Source organism: Dictyobacter alpinus (genome assembly GCF_003967575.1).
In the GTDB taxonomy this organism is placed as follows: domain Bacteria; phylum Chloroflexota; class Ktedonobacteria; order Ktedonobacterales; family Ktedonobacteraceae; genus Dictyobacter; species Dictyobacter alpinus.
The window spans coordinates 3178779-3199503 of the sequence record NZ_BIFT01000001.1 but is presented as its reverse complement, the minus strand read 5'-3'; the positions used below and the strand labels follow the sequence as shown (position 1 = coordinate 3199503).

At 48.3% G+C, this 20725-nt stretch carries 25 protein-coding genes; 19 read left to right on the top strand and 6 right to left on the bottom strand.

The features are described 5' to 3' along the window. The first annotated feature begins 94 nt into the window (after positions 1-94). Both EL633_RS12770 and EL633_RS12765 read left to right on the top strand, forming a co-directional pair. Positions 95-1105: a diacylglycerol/lipid kinase family protein gene (locus tag EL633_RS12770; RefSeq protein ID WP_126627547.1), complete on the top strand. Its 1011-nt coding sequence runs from the start codon at positions 95-97 to the stop codon at positions 1103-1105. Beyond that, positions 1098-2012, top strand: coding sequence for a phosphatase PAP2 family protein (locus EL633_RS12765; RefSeq protein WP_126627546.1), 915 nt, complete (start codon positions 1098-1100; stop codon positions 2010-2012). The genes EL633_RS12770 and EL633_RS12765 overlap by 8 nt, the downstream gene beginning before the upstream one ends. Positions 2013-2087: 75 nt before the next feature. Here EL633_RS12765 and EL633_RS12760 read toward each other — a convergent pair whose 3' ends face one another. From EL633_RS12760 to EL633_RS12750, 3 genes are all read right to left on the bottom strand, one after another. Continuing rightward, entirely contained in the window at positions 2088-3659 is a 1572-nt protein-coding gene (locus EL633_RS12760) for an MDR family MFS transporter (RefSeq protein WP_246039124.1), read from the bottom strand. A 133-nt stretch (positions 3660-3792) separates the two neighbouring features. Continuing rightward, complete coding sequence (locus EL633_RS12755; protein ID WP_126627545.1) at positions 3793-4077, bottom strand: DUF427 domain-containing protein; 285 nt, start codon at positions 4075-4077, stop codon at positions 3793-3795. A 260-nt stretch (positions 4078-4337) separates the two neighbouring features. Next, on the bottom strand, positions 4338-5441 hold the full coding sequence (locus EL633_RS12750; RefSeq protein ID WP_126627544.1) for a serine/threonine protein kinase: 1104 nt from the start codon (positions 5439-5441) through the stop codon (positions 4338-4340). A gap of 295 nt (positions 5442-5736) precedes the next feature. Here EL633_RS12750 and EL633_RS12745 point away from each other — a divergent pair, with 295 nt between their 5' ends. From EL633_RS12745 to tatC, 16 genes are all read left to right on the top strand, one after another. After that, positions 5737-6288: a PadR family transcriptional regulator gene (locus EL633_RS12745; protein WP_126627543.1), complete on the top strand. Its 552-nt coding sequence runs from the start codon at positions 5737-5739 to the stop codon at positions 6286-6288. A gap of 85 nt (positions 6289-6373) precedes the next feature. After that, positions 6374-7624 carry an MFS transporter gene (locus EL633_RS12740; RefSeq protein WP_126627542.1) on the top strand — a complete coding sequence of 417 codons (1251 nt, stop codon included), beginning with the start codon at positions 6374-6376 and terminating at the stop codon, positions 7622-7624. Positions 7625-7753: 129 nt separating this feature from the next. Continuing rightward, positions 7754-8134 (top strand): hypothetical protein, encoded by a 381-nt coding sequence (locus EL633_RS12735; RefSeq protein WP_126627541.1) that lies wholly within the window; start codon positions 7754-7756, stop codon positions 8132-8134. A gap of 198 nt (positions 8135-8332) precedes the next feature. Beyond that, a complete protein-coding gene (coaD, locus tag EL633_RS12730) occupies positions 8333-8848 on the top strand; it encodes a pantetheine-phosphate adenylyltransferase (protein WP_126627540.1) in 516 nt (171 codons plus the stop codon). Between the two features lie 141 nt (positions 8849-8989). After that, the gene (locus EL633_RS12725; protein WP_126627539.1) at positions 8990-9649 is read left to right on the top strand and encodes an ATP synthase subunit B family protein; all 660 of its coding nucleotides are present in this window, start codon (positions 8990-8992) and stop codon (positions 9647-9649) included. A 226-nt stretch (positions 9650-9875) separates the two neighbouring features. Further along, positions 9876-10415, top strand: a complete 540-nt coding sequence (locus EL633_RS12720; RefSeq protein WP_161982113.1) for a YceD family protein — start codon at positions 9876-9878, stop codon at positions 10413-10415. Between the two features lie 72 nt (positions 10416-10487). Beyond that, the gene (gene rpmF, locus EL633_RS12715; RefSeq protein ID WP_126627537.1) at positions 10488-10676 is read left to right on the top strand and encodes a 50S ribosomal protein L32; all 189 of its coding nucleotides are present in this window, start codon (positions 10488-10490) and stop codon (positions 10674-10676) included. Positions 10677-10946: 270 nt separating this feature from the next. After that, entirely contained in the window at positions 10947-11972 is a 1026-nt protein-coding gene (gene fabD / locus EL633_RS12710) for an ACP S-malonyltransferase (protein ID WP_126627536.1), read from the top strand. An 87-nt stretch (positions 11973-12059) separates the two neighbouring features. Beyond that, a complete protein-coding gene (gene fabG, locus EL633_RS12705; protein WP_126627535.1) occupies positions 12060-12830 on the top strand; it encodes a 3-oxoacyl-[acyl-carrier-protein] reductase in 771 nt (256 codons plus the stop codon). 19 nt (positions 12831-12849) lie between these two features. Beyond that, positions 12850-13188 (top strand): Asp23/Gls24 family envelope stress response protein, encoded by a 339-nt coding sequence (locus tag EL633_RS12700; protein WP_126627534.1) that lies wholly within the window; start codon positions 12850-12852, stop codon positions 13186-13188. Between the two features lie 104 nt (positions 13189-13292). After that, positions 13293-13736: a transcription antitermination factor NusB gene (nusB, locus tag EL633_RS12695; RefSeq protein ID WP_126627533.1), complete on the top strand. Its 444-nt coding sequence runs from the start codon at positions 13293-13295 to the stop codon at positions 13734-13736. After that, the gene (gene acpP / locus EL633_RS12690) at positions 13736-13972 is read left to right on the top strand and encodes an acyl carrier protein (protein ID WP_126627532.1); all 237 of its coding nucleotides are present in this window, start codon (positions 13736-13738) and stop codon (positions 13970-13972) included. Before nusB ends, acpP begins: the two co-directional genes overlap by 1 nt. An 800-nt stretch (positions 13973-14772) precedes the next feature. After that, positions 14773-15519, top strand: a complete 747-nt coding sequence (locus tag EL633_RS12685; RefSeq protein ID WP_246039215.1) for an RNA polymerase sigma factor — start codon at positions 14773-14775, stop codon at positions 15517-15519. Next, complete coding sequence (locus EL633_RS12680) at positions 15512-15799, top strand: hypothetical protein (protein ID WP_126627530.1); 288 nt, start codon at positions 15512-15514, stop codon at positions 15797-15799. The genes EL633_RS12685 and EL633_RS12680 overlap by 8 nt, the downstream gene beginning before the upstream one ends. A gap of 145 nt (positions 15800-15944) precedes the next feature. Beyond that, a complete protein-coding gene (locus tag EL633_RS37835) occupies positions 15945-16277 on the top strand; it encodes a Sec-independent protein translocase subunit TatA/TatB (protein WP_126627529.1) in 333 nt (110 codons plus the stop codon). Positions 16278-16310: 33 nt separating this feature from the next. Continuing rightward, positions 16311-17147, top strand: coding sequence for a twin-arginine translocase subunit TatC (tatC, locus tag EL633_RS12670; RefSeq protein WP_126627528.1), 837 nt, complete (start codon positions 16311-16313; stop codon positions 17145-17147). 237 nt (positions 17148-17384) lie between these two features. Here the strand turns inward: tatC and EL633_RS12665 are convergent, their stop codons facing one another. The 3 genes from EL633_RS12665 to EL633_RS12655 are packed head-to-tail and all read right to left on the bottom strand — an operon-like array spanning position 17385 to position 19786. After that, positions 17385-18716: an MFS transporter gene (locus EL633_RS12665; protein WP_126627527.1), complete on the bottom strand. Its 1332-nt coding sequence runs from the start codon at positions 18714-18716 to the stop codon at positions 17385-17387. 3 nt (positions 18717-18719) lie between these two features. Next, complete coding sequence (locus EL633_RS12660) at positions 18720-19289, bottom strand: hypothetical protein (RefSeq protein ID WP_126627526.1); 570 nt, start codon at positions 19287-19289, stop codon at positions 18720-18722. After that, positions 19289-19786 carry a hypothetical protein gene (locus EL633_RS12655; RefSeq protein ID WP_126627525.1) on the bottom strand — a complete coding sequence of 166 codons (498 nt, stop codon included), beginning with the start codon at positions 19784-19786 and terminating at the stop codon, positions 19289-19291. Before EL633_RS12655 ends, EL633_RS12660 begins: the two co-directional genes overlap by 1 nt. Before the next feature lie 487 nt (positions 19787-20273). Here EL633_RS12655 and EL633_RS12650 point away from each other — a divergent pair, with 487 nt between their 5' ends. Next, complete coding sequence (locus EL633_RS12650) at positions 20274-20660, top strand: hypothetical protein (RefSeq protein ID WP_126627524.1); 387 nt, start codon at positions 20274-20276, stop codon at positions 20658-20660. The last annotated feature ends 65 nt before the right edge of the window (positions 20661-20725 follow it).

Here is a 20725-nt window from a genome sequence, read left to right as displayed (position 1 = left end):
TTTCACACGTCTATTAGAAGTGCCTGCCAATGCAGTCTCAGTCAAATAAATGCAGGGATGTAAATGAAAATTATACACCAAGGGGAACCGTTTTATGCGCACCGTACTTATCCTCAATCCAACATCCGGTGAGTCAGCACTGGCTGAAAATCACACAACTCTAGATGATACCAAAGAGTTGATTCTGGCCTCTTTACGGACCCACAATATAGAACCCACTGTCCAATATACAACCGTAGAAGATCCTGGCACTGGTCTCGCGCGTCAGGCAGCGGCTGATGGCGCGGAGATTGTCATTGCTGCGGGTGGTGATGGAACACTGCATGCAGTAGCTACAGGGCTTATTGGAACAAAGAGCACACTGGGCATTCTGCCGATGGGAACCATGAATAATATTGCTCGTAGCTTGAAGATTCCAGAAGAGATTGAGAAAGCCTGTGAAATTATTGCTAAAGGTTCAAACAGTCGCATAGATGTAGGAAAAGTGAATGACCAGATCTTTTTAGAGGTCTCGGGTGTTGGCCTGGAAGCTGCTATCTTTCCTGCTGCCGAAGAATTCAAAAGCAAAGGCATAGTCTCAACGGCCCGTGGTATCGCACAAGGACTCTATACACTTTTTACTTTTAAGCCGACCCGCTTTACAGTGACTTTTGATCATAAAAAACGGCGCCATGTTCATGCGATTCAAATTAGCGTCTGTAACTCACCATATTATGGAGCACGATTACAATTTGCACCCAACGCAGTCATGGATGATGGTCTATTGGATGTGTTAATCTACCGCCGATTCAGCAAGTTTAATTATATCCGCCACGCCATTTCGATCAGTCAGGGTAAACGGGACTTGAGCCAGAAAATCAGTCGCCGTAAGGTGAAAGCGATCACAGTTGAGGCGGAAAATCCAGTAGAAATACATGCAGATGGCGTTCCGGCAGGGCACACCCCGGCAACCATTGTGATCGAAGCCGGGGTACTACAGGTGCGGGTGCCTAAAAAGATTGCGGAAGGCCCCAATATCACCAAACCGGAGAACAAGAAAAGAAATATCTATCGACGGGCCGTACAACGCGACCAGAAGCAAGAGAAAGGTCCTGTATATGTTTAATCCTCTTCGTAGACCAACCAAAAAAGGGGTAATTCCTGAGCAGATAAATACTGATGCAAATGCAATCAAAGTACAAACACCACCTCTGCCCCAGGTGAAGTTGCCTGAGGTGCAAGTGCCACCAGTAATGACAGAAGCGCAACGTCTCGCGGCCGAATCCTCGGTCTCAGGACGGAGGGCTGTATCACGTGGTACCATGTTTATGGCATTCTATCTCTGGCTACTATCCGGAGCTGTAATTCTCTCCTTGATTGCTCGCCGCACACAATTTTTTCCTGGCGATATGTCGATTACAGCCAGATTACAAAAATATCGCCATCCCTGGTTAAGACGCTTCTTCTTTGGCATCTCAGAAGTTGGCTTTGCTAAATATGCAATTCCACAAACAGTGGGTGTGGCGGCCATTTTCTGGGTCTTGCGCTTCCGCCTTGAAGCGTTATTTATTCTGCTGACATCGTCATCAACGTTGCTCAACGCCATCGTTAAACGTGTCATTAAACGGCCACGCCCCACCCAGGAGCTGGTCACGGTCGTTAAAGTCATCAATGAACCCAGCTTTCCCAGTGGACACGTGATGCACTATACCAACTTCTATGGATTGCTCATCTATCTACTGGCTACCAACTGGCGCTCAGGACGGATTCGAGACATTTTAATCGGCATCTGTACCGTCTTAATTGCCTGTATCGGCCCGTCCAGAATTTATCTGGGAGCCCACTGGCCCAGTGACGTAGCGGCTGGCTACATTTATGGAGGCCTATGGTTTAGCGGCATAATGGTACTCTATCTGCGCGTCAAAGCCTGGCTCCATCCCTTCACAGGCAAAAAGCCAGAAGTCGGCTTACAGTTACAGCAACCTGGTGACGAGGAAGGAAAAGAGCTTGCCGAGAATTTAGAGCAAGCTTAAATTCAGCTATGAAAAGCGAGAGGGCGCGGTGTGCATCAATTCTGAACACCGCGCCCTCTCGCTTTGCTTTACACCTTAACCTATATGGGGTACGACGGCATCGGATTGGGGCTGTTCTTCAGTAGCAGTGGATTCGCTTTTATACATGTATTGATCAGCACGACCACCGGGAAGCCAGAACATAGCCACAACACCAATTATGGCCAGGATGAAAAGGAGCAGGTAAACCCAGAACAGGCTTTGTGAAAGGGCTACTTGCAATTGATTGAGTAGAGCTGTGGGCAACGTTTCGCGCACACCAGGCGTCAATAATACATTGGCTGGCGATACACCCTTTGGTAAGTGCTGCAATACACTCTGATAATTAGCAAAGATGGGCGTAAAACGCTGGGCCATCTGAGCATTTAAGATCGAGCCCATGATCGCCACACCGATGGTACCACCAATCGTGCGGAAAAACTGCGTTGATGCAGTCGCCACGCCACGCAAATTCCAGGGTACTGCATTTTGTACCGAAAGAATATAGGCAGAACTGGAAAAGCCCAGACCGGTTCCAATCAGGACCATCGCCACGATAATAAACGCCAGGCTAATCTGAGGCGTAAACAGCAAGGCCATACCAACACCTACCAGCGATAAAGCGGTCCCAAACAGGGCGGTTAAGCGATAGCCATAGCTTATCACGATCTTACCACTAATCGTGGCCGCAATCGGCCAGGCCAGCAAAAGGGGTCCCAGAATAATACCGGCATCGGTAGCACTTCCACCCTTAACCCCCTGCATAAACAGAGGCACATAGGAAGTAACCCCAAACATCAACGTTCCTAAGACCACACCACCAATACTTGAAATGACAATGATGCGATTCTGGAAAAGATCCAGCGGAAGAATCGGCTCGGCAGCCCGTCGCTCTTCACGCAGGAACCATGCTAATAACAGCAGCGATACAGCAAAGAGTCCAATGCTTTGCCACGAAATCCAGGACCAGCTGGTACCACCCTGTAAAAAGGCGAAAAGCAGAGCCACAATACTAACACTCAAGGTTATAGTACCAACATAGTCTAGATGATGCTTTTTTCGCTCAACCTGCTCTTTTAAGGCAAACAGGAGTATAAGTGCCGAGAGTAAACCAAAAGGAACATTGATGAAGAAAACCCAACGCCAGGAAAAATGATCCACAATCAAGCCACCGAGAGCCGGGCCAATGATACTGGATAATCCCCAGACGCCGCTAAATAAACCTTGAATACGAGCACGTTCTTTTAAAGCAAAGATATCACCAATGATAGTAAGTACAATTGGTTGGACTGCACCTGCTCCCAGACCTTGAATGGCTCGGAAGATAATCAGCTCCACCATAGAATGAGAGAAACCGGACGCGACAGAACCAATGAGAAATACCACTGATCCAAATAAAAAAAGCGGCTTACGGCCATAGAGATCGGCCAGTTTGCCATAGATAGGCACCGTAGTAGTTGAGGTAAGAAGATAGGCCGAAAAGACCCACGAATAGAGGGTAATACCACCCAGTTTGCCAACGATACTGGGCATGGCCGTACCAACAATGGTTGTATCCAGAGCAGCAAGAGCCATACCCAACATCAAAGCAATTGTTACAAGAATTTTAGCATTCCTGGTCATTTGCATGTTCCTGATTTATTCCCTTCACTTAGCAACATAACTTCCCATCAAAACATCACACACACAAAAATTTATTCCCTGCCAGTGTTGTCGACAAAGCACGAAGACCAGTTAGCTTACCTTCTTCTAACGCATAGAATTAGACTTCCACCGATACACCACGCCAGAATGCAACGTGATCCTTAATTTGTTTGGCCGCATCTTTGGGCTCAGGATAATACCAGGCTGCATCCTTGTTTGCCTCGCCATTCACCTCGACCGTATAGTAACTGGCCAGACCTTTCCATGGACAGGTGGTGTGGGTATCGCTCGCTTTAAAATATTCTTTGTTTACAGAATCAGGTGGAAAGTATTGATTACCTTCAACTACCACGCAGTTATCGCTCTCGGCCAGTGTAACGCCGTTCCAGGTTGCTTTGGGCATGGAAAAACTCCTTCTATCAGTATGCTCATGCATACGCGCTAGCACTAAATGCCATGTGCATTTTGCCTCATCTTATGGATAATAAGATGGAAACACGACTTTAGAGAAAGAATCCGCACATGACAGTATTCATAATACAACGATTTCACTTCTCTCACACAGCATAGAAGCAAAACGTTGAAAAAACAGAGACATGCTAGTAAGAAGACGAGGCATGGCAATGGTGTGGGTCATTAGGAGCGGCAGATATGCAAAAAAAATCAGCTCCTGGGAGATAAAATGGAACGGCGAATGGCCGAGGAAGATGAACGCCAGGATGGAATATAGGCCTGGACCTGAAAGAGGGTTGGTGACACACGGGCAGCTGGCTTCTGCACATTGATAACTTTACCGCTGGCAATACGTTGTAATTCGCGTTGAATGTTTCCCATACTGGATGGTCGTCGCTTTGGATCAAGCTCTAACATACATAAAATCAAGATACGTAGCTGAGGATGCTGAGGGAGTTCCAAATCTTTGTGCGCAAATGGTGAATGGGAAGGATCGATGCCGGTGATCAGCTGATACAGCACAATGCCAAGGCTGTAAACATCGGCCTGCGGTGTCGTCTGGGCTCGTCCATATTGCTCAGGAGCCGCGTAACCGGGAGATCCCAGCACCATGGTATCCTTTAACTTTCCGTATTTAAAATGGCGCGCAATGCCAAAATCAATCAAATAAATCTGCCCTTCAGGCGTACGCATCACATTAGAGGGTTTCAAATCACGGAAAACAATGGCGGGCCGACGCGTATGCAAAAAGCTCAGTACCGTCGCCAGCTGAATACCAATTTGCAACACTTTTTCAATGGAAAGGGAGCCACCACGCTGCTGTAGATAATGCTCAAGGGTCTCACCTTCAATAAAACTCATCACCAGATACCAGTTACCATTCTCTGAAAAATAGTCATAGATACTTGGTAAATTGGGATGGGTTAGCGTCGCGAGTAGTACAGCTTCGCGCTTAAAGCTTTCAGCGGCATCAAGCAGTTCCTGCTGACCCAGACCTTGCTGAATCATCTCTTTAATCGCCACACGTCGATCCATGAACTCTGTATCGATGGCTTGATAGATCTTGCCATAGCCACCTGAGCCTATCTGCTTCACAAGGCGGTAACGGTGCTTTAAGAGTTCTCGCACCTTTAAGGGCTGAGAGTCACGTTCTGAAGCTGGCACAACCGCAATCGGGATTGATGGATTTGAGGCAAGTGGCTGAGGTAAGCTGATCTGAGTACTGATAGAGTGGCCACAAAAACGACAGAACCTGGCGTGCGTAGGGTTTGCCGCCCCACACTCTGCACAAAATAAATGTGTATCCTGTCCCATGAACAGCTCCTCAACTGTGGTAATATCTGTAATAATCTGAAAACCAGTACCAATGCCACTCACTGATGATTGGTTCTATTCATACGATTGAACGGTAGCAGACATATACAACATAGAATAAAATAGATATTTTCTGCTACAGTACTTTCATAATATAGTATTTCAGCTGGAATTACTATGGTATGCTTCACAGTTTTTACAAAATTACGCGTACATTTGTATTTCACGTCCCCTTGACTTGCAGGGTTTGTTTCCGATATAATCAAGTCAGATTTGACTTAATTGGCGGTGGCTTATGTATAAACAAGTTGTGTTGCTTGGTGTATTGCTTGAGAGGCCTATGTATGGGCAACAGATTCGAGAGTTCATTGAGATGCATCATGATCTTGCCAATCATATCAAAAAACCTACTATCTATTATCAGTTGGAACGCCTGGTTGCCGATGGCTACCTCGAGCTTCGGCGTGAGACGGTAGAGGCTCCTGGGCCTGGTGCGGCCCATGAGGAAGTGGCTTTGCGTGAACGGGATCTGTATTATATTACGGAGCGAGGAAAAGAATATTTCGCTACGCTCTTACGCGATATGATCAGTACTTTTACGCCTGGCTTAAATGAAGTAGATGCATGGCTGTTTTTCTTACATCACCTGACCGCTGATGAAGCATGTAGCCTGCTACAACAACGCTTCCTACTTATGGAAGCATATCGCAACAACATCGTTCAGCAGATGGGATCCGACTGTGAGGTAGACGCCGCGCACCGACTCGTTAATGAACACAAATTAATGCTGCTGGAAGCTGAAACACGCTGGCTCGTACAAACGATTGAGCATATTCGAGCGGAGTAACATATGCTCATAATCAGGAACCAGAAACGGGGCCAGCTGCATTATAGAATAGAAACAACATAGAGGTACAGGAGCACTTTTGGTCATGCAGCAAAAAAAGCGATCACCGCTGATATTGATGGCACTCACAATCTTGATCGATTTTACGGGCTTTGGCTTAATTATTCCGCTTTTGCCATTCTGGGCTCAGCATCTAGGCGCAAATCCAATTGGAGTTGGCGCCATTGTTACTGCTTACGCCCTGGCACAGTTTATTTTTACGCCTGTGCTAGGTGGCCTGTCTGATCGCTATGGACGCCGACCCGTGATTATCATCTCATTGCTTATTGAAACACTATCATTTGGGTTGACCGCGTTGTCAGGCTCATTACCAATGTTGCTGCTGGCGCGTTTCGTAGGAGGCCTGGGTGCTTCTAACATTGGCTCGGCTCAGGCAGTGGTCGCTGATGTGACGCCAGCCAAAGAGCGCGCAAAAGGCATGGGATTGATTGGGGCCGCCATTGGGATGGGATTTGTAATTGGACCGGCAATGGGCGGAATTCTCTCCCCATTAGGGCCAGCAGTGCCTTTCTGGACGGCGGCTGGTATTGCCCTGCTTAATGCGCTCCTGGTCTTCTTCTTTTTACCAGAAACGCGTACACAAAAGTTGCCATTAACTGCTGAAGAAGCGGGTGAAACACACTCGATGAATCGCTTGAATGTCCTCTGGACAGGCTGGCAACGGGCAATACAACTACCAATTGTACTCAGACTGATCCTGGTCAATCTGCTGTTTACGATTGCTTTTACCGCCATGGAAACAATTTTTCCGCTCTTCTCTCAGCAAAAGTTCGGCTGGGGCTCAACCCAGAATGCTTACCTGTTCACCTATGTTGGCTTTGTAGTTGTCCTGATGCAGGGTGGACTGGTCGGGCGACTGGTCAAACGTTGGAATGAGCAGAAGGTTATGTTTGGTGGACTGCTTTTGCTGGCAGTAGGACTGATCATGCTGGCATTTAGTAACTATCTTGCGCTAGTATTAATCAGTGTGGGACTATTAAGTATCGGCGATGGCGCAATTAGTCCAACCATTTCTACGTTGCTGTCCTTTGCCAGTCCGGCAGAGACACAAGGTGAGCTACTAGGGTTAGCCCAGGGCGTCGCGGGACTGGGTCGGATAATTGGACCATTAATCGCTGGTGGCGTTGATACTTATAGTAGTGCGGGCATTCCCTTGCTTATTGGTGGCCTGCTGGTATTGCTGGCAACCCTGGTGGTCTTCCCAATACTTAGTAGGATTCAAAGTCCTCATGATCGTAAGGGAAGTACTATATTGGAGGCTGGCCGCTCTCAATAAATTTTTTTCGCATGATAAACATATGCTTTTCCAGGCATAACGTTTTTCATAGATACATGCCTGGCAAACAATTTTCAGGTATGTAAGACTCACTCACCGTCAACATGTATTTTTTAAGGAGATTTAACCGTGATTGTTCGTATTGGTATTATGGCATTGCGTATCTGCGTTGTGCTTGCACTTATTGTAGGTATTTTACTCTGGGCCAACCTGATTCCAGATGGTATTGTTATGATTCATATGCTGCTGGGCCTGCTGGCAATGATTGCCCTCTGGCTGCTAGCCTTTGGTATTGCAACCGCAGCTAAGGGACGCAATATGGGATTGGCCATTGGCGCTTTTGTACTGGGTTTGCTCCTGCCAATCGTTGGCCTGGGACAACTTAGCTGGCTGTCTCTCGGTTCATCACATATCGTCATTCAGATCATCCACTTATTGATTGGCCTGGGTGCCATCGGCGTTGGTGAAATGATCGCAGCACGTTACAAACGCAACAATAAACTGGCATAAACCATTCGCAATATTGCCTGCAACGCTTGCTTCTTTTAAGTGGTGCCGTGGGTGTGCTGATCGGCACACCCACGGCACCACTTAAAAACTTTTTCCTCAGCTATTGCCGAACTGCGGTGAATATGTTTTAATGTCTGTATCTATTTTCAATGCCTTTCATTGGCAGTTTCTAACACAGACGTTAGCAAAGGAGCTTATGTGAGTCAGCAGGAATCGCGTCACCGCCTCGCTATTTATCCGGGCAGTTTTGATCCCGTCACCAATGGACATCTTGACATCGCGCTCCGAGGAGCACGACTATTTGATGAGCTTATTATCGCGGTCTACGCTTTCCCCATCAAAAATCTGCTTTTCTCGGTTGATGAGCGGGTAGCACTCTGGCAAGAGGTTCTGGCCAATGAGGGTCTGAACAACGTACGTGTAGAAAAATATACCGGTCTGACCATTGAATATGCACGAGCAATAGGCGCGCAGGCAATCATCAAGGGATTACGCTCACCCAATGACTTTGATGCGGAGTTTCAACAAGGGCTGATGAATCGCAAATTAGCTCCAGATATTGAGACCGTATGTTTTTTAACCAATCTGGACCAACTCTTTGTCAGTTCATCTTTAATCAAAGAGGTCGCAAGTCTGGGAGGAGATGTAGCCGATATGTTACCCGCATCGGTGGCACAGGCACTCCTGAACAAGCAGAGCGAGACTCGAAAATAGCCAGCGCATAAATTGCAACATACCGGGTAAGCTGTTCGTAGAATAAACGTACGTTAGCCGATAGACCTCTTTTTGGGATAAAGAGGGATCTCGCCACGTCCGGAGGGGACATAACGGCATGGGAAGGAGGCAAGGAATAATATGGATATACTCTACCTTGTAGATCGTTTGGAGAACCTTGTCGCCAATAGCAAGCGCATGCCCCTGGTCAACCAGATCATCCTTAAAGAGGCAGATCTACTGACCATTATTGAACAAATGCGTACATCAGTTCCCGGTGAAATCAAACAGGCCCGACGTATTATGCAGGAAAAGGAACGTATCCTGGCCCAGGCCCAAACCGAAGCGTCAACCATGGTATCCCGTGCACGAGAAGAGGCGGAACGCACCATGGCACGCGAAGGACTGCTGCGGGCAGCCGAAGAACGTTCGCAAGAGATCATACGCCGGGCCAACGATCAGGCGCAATCAATTGTTCGGCGCGCCGAAACACACACTGAACAAATGCAAATCGACTCAGACACCTATGCCTCCGAAACACTACGCAATCTGCGTGAACATCTCCTTAATGTGGAAATGGAAATTGAACGCACAGTCATGAGTATTGAACGAGGCCTCGATAGCCTGGAAGGACGTCCAGAAAATGAGGAAACCGAGCTAGAAGAAGATGTGGCGACACCTGATGAAATGGTGCCACACGCTGATGACGATGACGATGATGACGCACTACAACCCCGGCCCATGCCAAGGCGCGCCTCGCTAGCAGCCGATACCATGGGTGGCCCAAACTATCCAGTGTAAGCAACTACCTTGCTTATCCGCAAGGGGCATATCCTTACGCTTCTCTCTTTCAATCCGGCCCACTCGATACTTTTATAACGAGTTGCAGGACTTGACACCCTCCCATGCCTTGTCTATAATGAGCAAGCGCCAGAGAAGAGTAAGGAACAATTCACCTTGCGCCAAAACGTATTTACCGGCAAGAGTTCAATACTCGTTTAGATCTCAATGGGAAGGATACAATTCCATGATCTTTAATGTGGCGCAATTAATGAAGTCTCCGTTTGGTTCGGGGGCGGCATTAGAGGCAGATATTCAGGAAGAACAGGTCCAGCTCGATAACGATCTCAAGGTAATCGGACCTATCAAGGGGCATGTACGCATGCGCCGTGTTAATCAGGGACTCCTGGTTGATGGGTGGGTTGATCTTACGACTGAGCTCGAATGTGCCCGTTGCTTAAAACACTTTGAGCAACCAATGCATGTGACATTCGAAGAGCGCTTTTACCCTACGGTGGACGTGGTAACGGGTACGCCACTTCCTCCAATCGATGAGGATGATGTTTTCCCCATCGACGAGCACCATCAGGTTGATCTCACCGAAGCAATCCGGCAAGCCGTCTTGCTCGCGATCCCGATGGTGCCTTTATGTAAGGAAGATTGCGCAGGCCTGTGTGCACAGTGTGGCCACGACCTCAACCTGGGTCCATGTGACTGCCAGGAACCTGAGGTTGATACCCGTCTGAGCGTGCTCAAGCAATTATTGCAAAACGAAAAATCATCATAACACATTAGCATACACGAGTAGGTACACCTGATCATTCAGGACACAATACTGGTGGAAGAGGAGAAGACAGTAATGGGAGCATTACCTAAACAACGCATCTCGCACGCTCGTCAGGGAGAGCGCCGTGCGCATCATCATCTGGATGTACCACAGCTAGTTGCCTGCCCACAATGCAAGCGTCCACGCCTTTCGCATCACGCTTGCCCCAACTGTGGCACCTATCGTGGTCGCCAGGTTATCTTGCCCAAGACAAGTAAGTAAGAAGTAGCAAACGCTACCATGAACGCACGCCTGGTCGCGTAGTGGTATCATGGTTGGTCATGAGTCCTACCTACCCTAACCCCATCGCAGGATGTACGGTGAGAGCTGTCAGGATGACAACGACCAGTTATGAATGAAGATGGAATTGAATTCCTGCTGGCAACTACGGTGCGGCCTGCGTGCGCTGCTATGGCTGGATAGAACTTTACCTCTTTCTATCCATAGCCATGGATAGCGCAGCTTCTTCTGTCTGTAAACGAAGTGAACAAAATGACGACACAAGTTGCCTTTCTATTTCCAGGGCAGGGAAGTCAAAATGTTGGAATGGGAGCCGATGTCTTTGCAGCCTCTACGGCCGCCAGACACGTCTTTAACACTTTCGACGAAACTTTAGGCTTCTCACTCAGCAATCTTTGCTTCCAGGGTCCTGAAGAGACCTTACGCTCTACCATTAATGCCCAACCAGCGATTGTCGCGGTCAGTCTGGCATATCTTGCAGCCTTCCAAGAAGCCCTCTCTCCCCAAAATTCATCCTGGTCTACACCACTTATTCCCAGTTATACTGCCGGTCATAGCGTAGGTGAATGTACCGCGTTAGTGGCTGCTGGCGCTATTGATGTGCCTGGTGTGGCTTATCTGGTACGAGAACGTGGTCGTTTGATGCATGAGGAGGAAGAGCGCTGTCCCGGCGGTATGGCCGCGATTATTGGTATGGATGCAGAAGCTCTACAGGAGATTTGCCAGGAAGTCAGTCAACAACACCACAACGATACGGGTAACACCGAACAGCATCCGGGATTCGGGCAGGTGGTGCTGGCAAATTACAATGCGCCAGGACAAATCGTTATTTCGGGCGAGCAGCACGCTTTAGAGGCGGCCTGCGCTCTGGCCAGGGATCGAGGCGCCAAACGCGCCATTCCACTCTCAGTCAGTGGTGCCTTCCATTCACCAGTTATGCAACCGGCCGCAGCAAAATTGGCCGCATCTATTGCCGCTACTCAGATTCAAACAGCCGCGCACCCGATCATCAGCAACATTAGCGCCTTACCGATGACCGATGCCTCAGATATTCGCCAGGAACTGGCCCAGCAGATCGCTGAGTCCGTTCAATGGATCCGCACTATTGAATATTTAGCGGCCCAGGGCGTCAACACATTTTTTGAGATTGGTCCTGGTCAGGCACTGGCAGGAATGATCAAACGTATTGTAAAGGGAGCCACCATCATCAATATTGGAAGTGTGGCCGACATTGACAAAGCGGTTGTTAAAGTACAGGATCTGGGCTTGCTAGCCTGACGTTTATACTAAAGATAACCATCACTAGTTGTCTTCCTGCGAGGAAAACACACCGTATAGCATTATGACGGGAAAGAGAAGAGCGACATGAGCCGTGAGGATTACCCACAGCAGCCGCCACTTTCAGGGCAGGTAGCCCTTGTTACAGGAGCATCTAGAGGTATTGGCAAAGCAATCGCATTGGAACTGGCTCGTCAAGGGGCAGCCGTCTGCGTCAATTATCGAGGTAGCGAAACGCATGCATATGCGGTCGTTGAACAGATCATGGCGCACGAAGGACGCGCTATCGCGCTAGCCGCAGACGTAAGCAAGGCGGACGACGTTCAACGCCTTTTTTCAGCCGCCAGTAGCCAGCTTGGACCAGTGCAAATCCTGATCAATAACGCGGGAATCACACAGGATAACCTTTTGTTACGTATGAGCGAAGACGATTGGGATAATGTACTTGACACAAATCTAAAAAGCGCCTATCTTTGCAGTAAAGCAGCAGCGCGTATGATGGTACGCACCCGTAAGGGCAGTATTGTAAATATCGCTTCTGTGACCGCTCTGAGCGGCAACCCTGGTCAGGCTAACTATACGGCAGCCAAGGGTGGGCTGATTGCCTTCAGCAAAACCCTGGCACGGGAACTCGGTTCACGCAATATCCGTGTCAATGCCGTCGCACCAGGATTTATCGAAACAGATATGACCGCTGAACTTTCGCAAGAGGTACGCGGTCAACTGGCCGAAAAAATCGCGCTGGGACGCCTGGGTACACCCGCAGAAATCGCTACCACCGTCGCATTTCTGTGTACACCTGCAGCCCAATATATCACCGGTCAGGTAATCAGTATCGACGGTGGTTTATCACTGTAACCAGGAGGTATCAAGCAAGATGGCCATTGAATCCCAACCGACTGGAGTGGTACGCGTAGCACGTCCCGTGCTAACAACCATCGTGTTAAGTACCGCTTTACAAATCCGTGGTGTCGTCGGTATGGCCCATACCAGTGACCAATGGTCACGCCTATTGGGTCGAGATGTACCCTACCAAGGCATCAACCTTACAGTTAAAGACAATACTGTTTCAGCTGATCTTTACCTTATCGTTGAATCTGGTAGTAATATAGTGGAAGTAGGAACGGCAGTCCAGGAAGAAGTTGCCACCGCCATTGAAAATATGATCGGTATGCAAGTACGAGACGTAAACGTCTATATCCAGGATGTCGCATAATTTTACGTATCTGATGAGTCAAACACCGTCTGTTTGTTTTTGCCATACGTTACCAGTATAGCTAGAACGTTCCAGACACCAGCTAGTCACCATTTGAGGACACTATGCCAGGGATACGCAGGCAAGCGCGAATGATCGCACTGCAAACACTCTATGAATACGATATAGCCAACCACGCCCCAGAAGAGGTCTTGCAGCGTCATGCCGAGGAGCGCAATCTGCACCCCAAGGTCGTAGAATACGCTAGCGAGCTCGTTCTAGGTGCGTATAATCATCTTACTGATATCGATGCCCACATCCAAAGTGCGGCCCGTGAATGGCCGTTACAGCAGATGGCCCGTATCGACAAAACCATACTCAGACTTGCAATCTACGAAATTCTGTTTAATAATACTGTACCAGCCAAGGCGGCTATTAACGAAGCGGTGGAACTTGCCAAAACATACGGCAGTGAAACCTCAAGTCGCTTCATTAATGGAGTTCTTGGTACAATATTTAATAGGGCCCAACAACAGCCCATCTCAAAAGCTGAAAGCGAGGTAAATTAATGCCTACCATCCATGATCGCCTGAAAAAAATTATTGTTGACCAGCTCGGCGTTGATGAGAGCGAAGTCGTTTCAAGTGCATCCTTCGTTGAGGATCTCAACGCAGATTCACTGGACCTGGTCGAACTCATCATGTCACTCGAAGAGGAATTCAAATTACAGATTTCTGACGAGGATGCCGAGAAGATCACAACAGTTCAGGAAGCCGAAGATTACATTGAAGAGCATTTGCGCTAATATTTCGCAATGCCAGTGAGTGGTCACTCTTCGGTTGCAGGTTTGCCTGCCATGGTAAAAGTGGAGAGGGAAGAGTAGGGACGTAGTCCCCCATCCCGTTCAAGGGGCAACTGCCCCTTGTATCCTCTCTATCCCTCAGTCAAACTGAAGGCTGATAGGTCACCGGGTACTTGCTCAATATCTTCTTATGCACAGCAAGTGCCACCCTGATAGGGCGACCACCCGGTCGCCCATTTTAATCTCCAATCACTATTTCTCCACCTAAAAACACCATATAACCATTCCATCACCCATTTATATAATCTTCACTTTAATAAAATGGTATATAAAAAAAACGCTTCCTTCCCGCCTGCGGCGGGAGGCTGGGGAGATTCGTGGGGGACACCCCCATCCCCGGCAGGAGGGGCTCGCCGCCCCTCCTGCACCTCCCCGCTGTATGCCAATTTCATTCTTTGAAAATCTTTTAAGTACTATATGTAAGCTCCTACCATCACTCTTTTGAGTGGGGACGAGCGCATCCCATCATCCCTCTTTTGAGTGGGGACGAGCGCATCCTATCATCCCTCTTTTGAGTGGGGACGGGCGCGGCAGCCGCCGCGCCCGTCCCCACTCAAAAACAAGCGAGCGCCGAAGGCGCGAGGCGTCAAAAATAAATACTGACACAGTATTATTAAGCAATTTTATTTTTTCATCAAAGTGATGTCACAAATCCATGGTGCCATGCATCTACATTAACGTAGACGGAATTCTCACCAGAGAACGCCCTCTTACAAACGCGAAAAGAGTTGTGTGTGGATAAAATGCCTGCAGCACAAGCTGTCGAAGTACTTATTCATGAATACTATAAGCTGGTATTCCATACGATCTATGGCCTCACCAATAATTGGGAAGAAAGCCAGGATCTTACGCAAGATACCTTTCATCAAGCGCTGAAGGGCATCGATGCAGCGCAAGCCAGTAGTGGCGGACACTTTCACGCCAAAGCCTGGCTGCTACGCATCGCCCTGAATACTGTACGCATGCAAAAAAGAAGGCGAGCTTTATTTAGCTTTATACCCTTTTCGAGTATGCAGGAGAGGCGTCAGATAGAAGGGAAAGAGCAAGGGAGAGCCAGCGATGAGCTTGTTCAAGAACAGGCGGCCCCGGTACAACCCGGTGGCTATGGCAGTGCAGGCCACGAAGATCCGGCCGAAGTGATCGCAGAACAAGATATGGTACAGCGCACAATGGCACAATTACCAGAAGCGCTACGTGTCTGCCTCTTGCTCTCAATCGTAGGAGGTCTCTCGACACCAGAGATCGCAACCCTGCTGGATGTAAAGGAAGCGGCCGTGCGGCAACGCCTGGCACGGGCACGCAAGCAATTCCAACAGCTCTATACACAGGAGAGTGGCGAAGAGTTAGTAGATACGGTACCACCGCAATCCACTGACTCATTAAACCAGTCTAATGACTCAGAACACAACCAGCGAAGAGCGCAGCCCGATCGGCACCAACGCTTATCCCTGGCCAGTCAGACACCATCAATATGGAGTGGCTATGTATAACGACTCAATAGAGACCTTGCTGCTACGCCACCATGGTCCAAATAGTACAGTACCGGAAGGTCTGGAGCAGCGCCTGTGTGCCTCGATACAGCGGCAAGCAGAGGCAACACGCCAGCAACAGTCACAGATCAGACGCTTGAGCGAACAACGCATCAGTCGTCGCCGTGTCGTGCAACTGGTAGCCTTAAGCTCCGCTGGCCTGGGTCTACTAAGTTCGGGCATTGCCAGCATTGAAGGCATACTGAACAGCCAGGAAGGGCAGCAACCGGCATATTCCTAGTCATTGGATTATTCTCTCGTTTAGAGCCTATTTTACAGAGTGACTGATCCAAATTCAGTTTCACAGCGTACATTCACTATAGAAAGCAAGTTTTCAATGTGCGACATACATGCGTCAGCACACCAGTAGGAAAGGACATTTCATCATGGGTTTACTTGGCGGACACGGATTAGAATTTATCGTCGTTCTTGTCGTTGCTTTGCTTGTCTTTGGACCAAAGAAACTGCCTGAAATGGGTTCAGCCATCGGTAAAAGCATCAAAGAATTCAAAAATGGCGTCAACGAAATCACCAAACCAAAAGAAGACGAAGAAGAGATTCAGTCCAAGCAGTCAGCAACTGAGTCAGCTCGTTTAGAGTTAGAGGTCATTGAGCGCGAATTGGCCGCGAAAAAAGCTGCTCTGGCCGCTCAGGAAGCTGCACAGCCCGAGGTGAGAGCCACACCATCCGAGGTGAAGAGCACCCCAACCGTTGACTAATGAAAACTGCTGACACTAGTATAGGGGGATCTTATGGCTGCCAGTGATCTAGATCAGCAGGGCCTGCTACAGTCAGGAGGAATTGACAACTCATCAAATGACAATGATGAGGACGAGAATGACCCCTCTGCCATGTCACTGATAGATCATCTTGAAGAGCTCCGCTGGCGCATCTTTAAATGTCTGATCGCAGTGGCAGTAGGCGTGGTCATCGCTTTTATCTTCCGTGACTGGCTCATTCACATATTGGATGCGCCATTGCCACTTTCGGCCAATAGCATTGGTGGAAAAGAAGGCCACAAACTGGTGATGACGGGCCTGGGAGAAGCTTTTACAGTTTCAATCAAGCTCTCAATCGTCTTTGGCCTGGTTTTCGCCTTGCCAGTCATCCTGTATCAACTATGGGCATTCATTGCACCAGGACTCTATGATAAAGAGAAAAAGCATGCGGTCCCGTTCATTGGATTGGGATTGATACTTTTCGTCATAGGTGTCACACTTGGTTACTTTATTCTACAGTTTCCAGTGAGTTTTCTGATTAACTTCGGAGCAGATAACTTTACAGAATTGATATCGGCTAATAGCTACTTCTCATTTGTATCGTTCTTCTTGCTCATCTTTGGAGCGGTCTTTGAACTACCACTAGTGCTGACCTTTCTAGCATTAATTGGTATTGTGACAGAAGGCTTCCTGAAGAGTAAGCGTGCTATGGCCCATGTGGGACTATGGGCGGCTGCGACGGTTATTACGCCTGGTGGTGACCTGTACAGCCCGATTTTTATCGGTGTAGCACTATCAGTACTCTATGAATTCAGCATCTTGCTTATTCACTTCACCGTGAAAAAGGATCCAGCTGAAGAGATCGCTTAACACTACTAAAAAAGCCTGCATCCGTTAGACACTGGATGCAGGCTTTTTTATTGGGCATATCTCGCTTTCATGGCGTTCATAAATGCTTGAAATGAGTATCGCACCAAGGTGCTTCTGATATTTTATTATTAATGATATGGTGCAAAAATGTGTGTTCACACATTTTTGCACCATATCATTAATAATAAAATATGATCGGGGGCGTCAGCGCTCCCCAGGCTGGCACTAGTTCTATGCTTAACTATGTGATTCTTGCCAGCGGCCACGACCAAAGCGGCTCCAGAGAAGGGCCAGGGCACAGGAGTAAAGGATGGTGGTTGCGATGAAGACCGGGATGTATCCAGTGCGTGCAATCACTACACCGCCAATTGAGGCACCCACGGCCCACATAATCTGGTAGGAGGCCTGATAACTGCTATTAGCCAGTCCTCGATGCTGTGGTGAAACAACCTCCATAGAAAAGACTTGCAGGATGCCCTGGGACATATCCATTAGTCCCTGCCGCAAAGGATAAAGGGTTGCGGCCAACGGTAGTGAATTGGTAATGCCAATCAGCAACATCACTGGCAAGCTAATGACTCTTGGTACGACAAGGGCAGCCACCTTACCAATGCGTAGGACGAGCCAGGGGGCGAGTAAAGTAAGCAGTGCGTTCAATGTATTAGCAGCCGCGTCAATGCCCCCAAATAAGGCTGAGGTCGCTCCTAGATGCTGTACAAAATACACATTGAAGTACGGCAGTAATAGACCTGCTCCAGTTCCAATTAAAATCTGCACCAGAATCATAGCAGTTAATGGATGAGCAAGCAGGAGACGCGGAGGTATCTTTCTCCATCCAGCCACAACAGCCAGGCGAGCTTTCAACCCAATCCTGGGGATTGCAACCTGATCCGGTTGGAATGTCGACCGGGGTCGGTCATCGCTTAAGAGAAAAAGAGGAATAAAACTGGGGGCCGCGATGAGTCCAGCGAGTAAGAGGGACAATTGATAGGAGCGAGCCAGCATCTGAGGCGCGAGCAACCAGTGCAGCCAGATAGGTAAAGGAGCCATCAGCCATGCTAGCGAGCGAAACCAGAGTGGTAAGATGCCACCCAGTCCTTCTCCAATTACGGTTGTAACCAATAACAGCACAATGTTCAGGCTAAAAAGATGGGGACGCTCCTCGGAAGTACTGTTGCGCGTGAGGAAAGGGGCATTAACAACCAGCACACAGGCCCCACCAATACCGGCGATAAAAGCGCTTAGGAGTAAGAAAAAGGGCGTGCGCAGAATTATCTGTCCTGCTCCGGCAATTCCAACCAGCACACTTCCCCAGATCAGAATAGCCTTCCCACCAAAGCGATCCACACATAAGCCAGCCGGAAAAATAGCCAGGCCACCACCAATGGTGCCAATAAATAAGACTAAACCAATAAAGTCAGTTCGATAGCCAAGCGCGATCAAATAAAGATTATAGAGAACCTGAAGAATTCCTATGGTTATGCCACTCAAAGCATTGCTGATAAGATACAAACGGGCGTTTCGTTGGAAACGCCCGAATTGCTGTAAGTAAGATCGAAAAAGCGCCATATTTTATCTTTGACCGGGCATCACTTGTTGCCGGGGTTCCTCGTGGCGGGGTTCCCGGCCTGGAATCACTTCTGGCCGTTCTTCCATCAACGCACGATAACCAGGACTGGTAAACTCGAGTCCTTCTCGATCGACTACTGGCTCCTTAGTCACTTCTCGATGCATCAAGCCAGGCAAGAAAAATGCTTTGGCGATTGTCTTTGCCTGCAAAGTGCGCGCGCGAACTTCGATAGCCGCGTTGGTAACTCGATCAGATACCTGCTCTACTTTTTGGTCTATATCATTCAGACGTTGCGGAACTATGCCCGCCACACGCGCTACTGGTTGCGCATTGTCTGCCGGAGCCACACCACGTTCACCCGAGCGAGCCGAACCATTAATGCTCTCCACATATGGGCGCAATAATTTGATCAACTGTACTTTCTCTTCCAACCAGGATGTAGCAAAGGAGGTCAGCAAATTGAAAGCGACAGTCACCAGGATAAAAAGCAGAACAAACACACAGATCACGAGGGCTGCAATCTGTCCTGCAGCTGTCAGGATAGTATTAGCAGCCAGTACTATTGCAGCCATTATTCACCTCTTCCATCCAGGGACGCATTTGCAGCGGCCATGGCCTCCATCTGCTGTTTACGACGCTCATCAGCACGACTTCTCGTGCGGCCTTTACCAAGAAATACACGGCCCATCTCTTGAGCAGCCATCACACCGGCTACGGTGCGAACACCAGGACCCAGCGCCAGTTCTGAAGTAAATTTGGTCGCGGTACCAATTGTAGACACGGTATTTCCCGCGGTCTTTGCTGTATCCTTCACAATGTTCAGGGTTTCATTGAGTGAACCCATCAATGGCTTCATCTCATCCTGGACCAGCTTGATGGTACGATACAGTTTATAGACTGAGTATATCTGATAAATGGTGCCAGCGACCAGCAAGAGCGCCAGAACAATCAAGACGATATAAAGCAGTTCGGGCAATTTGCCAAAGATAGTGGCGAGAACTACGCCGCCAACCAGGACAACACCCACAACCGCGCCAATAATAATAGCGAAATTTTTTGCCTTTTGCATAACGTGCCTCCGAATACGATTCTAAATTAATGCTGCTCCATTATAACGCACGGGTATGAATTCTTGTGGTAGTAAAAATCCTCAACTCATCCAGAACAACCAGAAGTGGCTGCAATTAGAATCTGAGTAGAAACATATTATGAGACGCCGCCCATGCGCCGGATGAGGCATATAGAGATACCTTTACCCTTTTAGTACGTAAAAACAGACCCATTCGGCGACAGGGCAGGTAGCAGTAGGAAGTACGCTTCCTTAGAAAATTCAGTTGTACATGAAAGAATGCTGAGACTTTTCCAGAGAGTATTGTTATTTTTGCTTTTTAAGAGTATCTTCCAAATCAGGCACAACAATAGCCTGAATAGGACCAATTCGAAATAATTTTACCTATTCTACAAGCTATTACGTAACAGATACAGTCGAGTAATGAAGCAGGACATTCTGGTATCACCAATTACTATAAAAACAGCGCTTAACTAAGGAGGGGTCAATGGACCCGATATTCGCGGATCTCGTCATTTTTACATTTGGCTTGCGTAACATTCACTTTACATTGAGCGTCGGCCAGGTGCTCTGTTGGGTTTTGGCGGTGGTTGTAGGCAGCTGCGCACGCCTGATTTTTGGTCGCCGGGTAGCATTTGGCATCTTTGGCACGATTGTGGTGGCATTAATTGGCATCTGGTTCGCTACCGATGTAATTTTAATTAATGTTCCTCAGGATATTCTTATCTATGATGTGCCTTTATTCAAGGCATTGGCGGGCGCACTCATTTTTGAAGTGCTCTGGTATCTGATCGCCTATCGTAGCTACCGTCTCTGGTCACGCCGTCGTCGCCTGTATGCATCAGCTACACCAACACCAACAGCGGAACCATAACGCATACGTTCAAGCATAACTCCAGGGATGGTTCTTCAGTTGAAACGAACCATCCCACATCACCC

Coding starts and splice junctions, on each gene's coding strand:
- EL633_RS12740 (WP_126627542.1), top strand. CDS start 6,374: ATGCAGCAAAAAAAGCGATCACCGCTGATATTGATGGCACTCACAATC.
- fabG (WP_126627535.1), top strand. CDS start 12,060: ATGAGCCGTGAGGATTACCCACAGCAGCCGCCACTTTCAGGGCAGGTA.
- EL633_RS12750 (WP_126627544.1), bottom strand. CDS start 5,441: ATGGGACAGGATACACATTTATTTTGTGCAGAGTGTGGGGCGGCAAAC.
- fabD (WP_126627536.1), top strand. CDS start 10,947: ATGACGACACAAGTTGCCTTTCTATTTCCAGGGCAGGGAAGTCAAAAT.
- EL633_RS12745 (WP_126627543.1), top strand. CDS start 5,737: ATGTATAAACAAGTTGTGTTGCTTGGTGTATTGCTTGAGAGGCCTATG.
- nusB (WP_126627533.1), top strand. CDS start 13,293: ATGCCAGGGATACGCAGGCAAGCGCGAATGATCGCACTGCAAACACTC.
- tatC (WP_126627528.1), top strand. CDS start 16,311: ATGGCTGCCAGTGATCTAGATCAGCAGGGCCTGCTACAGTCAGGAGGA.
- EL633_RS12665 (WP_126627527.1), bottom strand. CDS start 18,716: ATGGCGCTTTTTCGATCTTACTTACAGCAATTCGGGCGTTTCCAACGA.
- acpP (WP_126627532.1), top strand. CDS start 13,736: ATGCCTACCATCCATGATCGCCTGAAAAAAATTATTGTTGACCAGCTC.
- EL633_RS12660 (WP_126627526.1), bottom strand. CDS start 19,289: ATGGCTGCAATAGTACTGGCTGCTAATACTATCCTGACAGCTGCAGGA.
- EL633_RS12720 (WP_161982113.1), top strand. CDS start 9,876: ATGATCTTTAATGTGGCGCAATTAATGAAGTCTCCGTTTGGTTCGGGG.
- EL633_RS12700 (WP_126627534.1), top strand. CDS start 12,850: ATGGCCATTGAATCCCAACCGACTGGAGTGGTACGCGTAGCACGTCCC.
- EL633_RS12685 (WP_246039215.1), top strand. CDS start 14,773: ATGCCTGCAGCACAAGCTGTCGAAGTACTTATTCATGAATACTATAAG.
- EL633_RS12655 (WP_126627525.1), bottom strand. CDS start 19,786: ATGCAAAAGGCAAAAAATTTCGCTATTATTATTGGCGCGGTTGTGGGT.
- EL633_RS12650 (WP_126627524.1), top strand. CDS start 20,274: ATGGACCCGATATTCGCGGATCTCGTCATTTTTACATTTGGCTTGCGT.
- EL633_RS12680 (WP_126627530.1), top strand. CDS start 15,512: ATGTATAACGACTCAATAGAGACCTTGCTGCTACGCCACCATGGTCCA.
- EL633_RS12760 (WP_246039124.1), bottom strand. CDS start 3,659: ATGCAAATGACCAGGAATGCTAAAATTCTTGTAACAATTGCTTTGATG.
- EL633_RS12770 (WP_126627547.1), top strand. CDS start 95: ATGCGCACCGTACTTATCCTCAATCCAACATCCGGTGAGTCAGCACTG.
- EL633_RS12765 (WP_126627546.1), top strand. CDS start 1,098: ATGTTTAATCCTCTTCGTAGACCAACCAAAAAAGGGGTAATTCCTGAG.
- EL633_RS37835 (WP_126627529.1), top strand. CDS start 15,945: ATGGGTTTACTTGGCGGACACGGATTAGAATTTATCGTCGTTCTTGTC.
- EL633_RS12755 (WP_126627545.1), bottom strand. CDS start 4,077: ATGCCCAAAGCAACCTGGAACGGCGTTACACTGGCCGAGAGCGATAAC.
- rpmF (WP_126627537.1), top strand. CDS start 10,488: ATGGGAGCATTACCTAAACAACGCATCTCGCACGCTCGTCAGGGAGAG.
- EL633_RS12725 (WP_126627539.1), top strand. CDS start 8,990: ATGGATATACTCTACCTTGTAGATCGTTTGGAGAACCTTGTCGCCAAT.